Origin of the sequence: uncultured Phenylobacterium sp. (genome assembly GCF_902826855.1) — a bacterium.
Classification (GTDB): Bacteria; Pseudomonadota; Alphaproteobacteria; order Caulobacterales; family Caulobacteraceae; genus Phenylobacterium.
Genome location: NZ_CADEGK010000248.1, coordinates 1 through 3,070, shown reverse-complemented (window position 1 = coordinate 3,070; position 3,070 = coordinate 1). Strand labels below are relative to the sequence as shown.

Annotated in this window: 4 protein-coding genes; all 4 read right to left on the bottom strand. The window is 70.0% G+C overall.

The window, feature by feature from the left end; translation table 11 throughout:
• A partial coding sequence (locus QZV94_RS22300) for an acyl-CoA thioesterase domain-containing protein (RefSeq protein ID WP_293682148.1) occupies positions 1-733 on the bottom strand: 733 nt, incomplete at its 3' end.
• 25 nt (positions 734-758) lie between these two features.
• The gene (locus tag QZV94_RS22295; RefSeq protein WP_293682145.1) at positions 759-2,036 is read right to left on the bottom strand and encodes a dicarboxylate/amino acid:cation symporter; all 1,278 of its coding nucleotides are present in this window, start codon (positions 2,034-2,036) and stop codon (positions 759-761) included.
• A gap of 68 nt (positions 2,037-2,104) precedes the next feature.
• Positions 2,105-2,281: a hypothetical protein gene (locus QZV94_RS22290; RefSeq protein ID WP_293682142.1), complete on the bottom strand. Its 177-nt coding sequence runs from the start codon at positions 2,279-2,281 to the stop codon at positions 2,105-2,107.
• A 75-nt stretch (positions 2,282-2,356) separates the two neighbouring features.
• Entirely contained in the window at positions 2,357-3,028 is a 672-nt protein-coding gene (locus tag QZV94_RS22285; RefSeq protein ID WP_293682139.1) for a peptidylprolyl isomerase, read from the bottom strand.
• Positions 3,029-3,070 lie beyond the last annotated feature (42 nt).

The window sequence follows — 3,070 nt, the reverse complement described above, 5'->3', positions numbered from 1 at the left end:
TGCCGATCGCCCCCGCCTCGTCGTAGATCAGGCATTCGGCGACCGCGACGCCGTCTGTCGCGCCGTGATTGACGACGTCGTAGCCGACCCAAATGCTCACCGGCTCGCGGTGCAGGTAAAGCGTCACGTCGGAGTTGATATAGCCCAGGCCCTGGTCGCCCCAGTTGGCGAACGGGCTGACGAAGTCGGCACTGGTGGCGACGCGGGCGAACGGCGTGAACGCTTCGCCTTCCACGAGTTCTCGGGTCTCGGCCATCCACGCACGGCGCGGCATGCCGGGCTGGTTGAAGCCGCCCGCGATCGGTAGAATCTCCCACATGCCACCCATGGGGCCTTCCGGCGGCTCAGGGAGGTCGGCCGGCTTGGGGACGTCCCAGGGTTCGGGCGTCCAGACGGTCCCGGGTGGGTTCTCGGTCTTTCGCAGGAGCTGGCAGGTCGCGCGCCCTGCGCTCTTCCCGCCGGAGATGAACTCGGCGTCGATCACCTTGATCCGGTAGCCATCCTTGACCACGCGGGTCACCACCTCGACCGGCGAGAGGTCCGGCAGGCGGTACATGTCCACGGTCAGCCGCGAGGGCATGTAGTCCGGCGTGCGGTATTGGCGCTCGATCTCCGAGCCCAGCAGGCCCACGATCAGGCGGCCGTGCAGCGACGTGCCGGTCCAGGGTCCGATGCCGACCGGCGTCGGGATGAAGATGTCGCCGTCTTTGCGGAAGAAGGGTTCGTTGGCCATGACGGCGCGAACCTGCCGGAAGCGTTCAAGCTTGGCTAGGCGCCGGTTGGGCCGGGGACTCGGGTGGTTCGTCCTTCGCCACGATGCCGGCGATCGCCATGTCGCCGGTGACGTTGCCCAACGTGCGGAAGATGTCTGGGACCACCTCCACTGCCAGCAGGATCGGCAGCAGGTCCAGCGGCAGGCCCAGGGCGAGACAGATCGGGGCGACGCTGACGATGAAGGAGACCTGGCCGGGCAGGCCCACCGAGCCAACGCTGACCGCCAGCGCCACCAGCACCGCGCCGAGGTACTGCAGGCCCGACGGCTGCAGGCCATAGACCTGAGCCACGAAGATGCAGACCGCAAGGTTCACCGCCGGGCTGGTCATCCGGAAGACCGCGACCGCCAGGGGCAGCACCAGGTTGGCCACGCGGGCTGAGACGCCCAGGTCGTCGCGGGTGCGCTCGATCATCGCCGGCAGGCAGGCGAGCGACGACTGGGTGGCGAAGGCGGTGGCCAGCACCGGCGCCGTGGCCCGCGCCCAGCGGGCCGGCGCCATCCGCCCGACCGTCACCGCAAGCCCATAGGCGATCAGCGTGATGAGGAGGCCGGTCGCCGAGGCGGTGACGATGTAGTGGCCGAGCACGCCCGCGGCGCCGACCCCGGCGCGCAGGCCCACGCCCAGCCCCAGGGCGAAGACCCCCAGCGGCGCGGCCATCAGCACCCAGCGCACGATGACGATCATCGCCTCGCCCAGGCTGTTGAACACTTCCAGCAGGATCCGCCCGCGCTCGGCTGGCATGCGGGTCAGCGCGAACCCTGTGAACACGGCGAACACCACGATCGGCAGGATGGCGTCCTCGGCGGCGGCCTTGATCGGATTGGCCGGGGCCAGGCCCTTGATCCAGGAGACGAAGTCGGGCGCCGTCGGGGTTCCGGCCTCAGGGGCCAGGGCGCCGGCGCGCAGCGCCGCCGAAGCCGCCTCCCCAACCGGCCAGGCTGTCAGCAGCGCGTTGACGAACGCCACCGCAGTCACCCCCGACACCACCAGCAGCGCCAGGAACCAAAGCACCGCGCGCATCGCCAGCCGGCCGGTGGCCGCAGCATCGGAAACCTGCGCGATACCGCTGACCAGCACCGCGAAGATCAGCGGCACGACGGTCATACGCAGCGCGTTGAGCCACAGTCCGCCCAGCGCCTCGACGCCCTCGATGATCCGCGGCGCGCCGGGCCCGCCATAGGCCGCGGCCACGGCGCCTACGGCGAGGCCGAGCGCGAGGCCGATCAGCACCTGGACGCTCAAGGATCGGAGGAAGGACAAGGCCGGCGGCGCTCCAGGTGCGGAGCGCTGATGTGGCCCGGGCTACGGACCAACGGCAAGCGGAGTCGTCAGGCCTTGCGGCTCTGATAGCGGACCGCGAGACGGGCCGGGACAGAGCCGTCGGCCGACTTCAGTCGCGCAGCCACGTCGTTGAGCGCGGTATCCTGGTCGCCGAAACGGGCGAGCTCACGGCCGTCGCCACGAACGACCCACTCGTCGCACTCTTCGATGACTTCGTAACGCATGACTGTCCCGCCGTGATGCAATTCTGCGTACGGAAAACAGCGTTAGGCAACAACTGCGCGTATCGTCGCAGTTGTTCAGGGTATTCGCGTCGTAACCTCCACATCACAGATCGAAAAGGCCGCGCCTTTCGACCGCTTCAGCGCCGCGACCTTTGACTGAAACGTTGGGCCACGCTCGTCGAGCACCTCGATCGCAGGCCGCTCGCTCGCCGGCAGGTCAGCCGCCACGCGCACCCGCACCATCCGGTCGGGGCTCCCGGGCGGTTCGCCGACGGCCAGCGCCTGGATCGCCTCCAGACCGGCGACGACCCGGCCTACGACCGTGTATTCATGATCCAGGCGGCGCGCCGGGGCCCGCATAAAGAAGATCTCGCTGTTGGCGCTGCCCGGATCGGCCTGACGGCCCATGCCGACCACCCCCGGACAGTAGGCGCCCCAGCCCCGCAGCCGCCCATCCGTCGCCATCGCCCGTTCGCCCGGCGACACCGCCTGGAACGGCGTCGTCCCGACAAACCCCTCCTGCGCGTCGCTGCGGGCGACCACCACCGTGGCCGCCGCGAGCGTCGGCGCGTCGCGCGCCGACAGCTGCACGACGGCGAACGTGTTGATGCCCTCGGCCCGCAGGATCTCCGGCAGATAGGCGCCGAACTGGTTGGGAGCGCTGGCGTTCACGACGACCAGCACCGGTGCTGGCGCGCCGCCCTGACCGCGGACGCCGATCGCCGCGGCCAGCGCCGCGACCGCCACCAACGCCACCTGCACACGTTTCCGAAGTGCCAACTGCCGCTC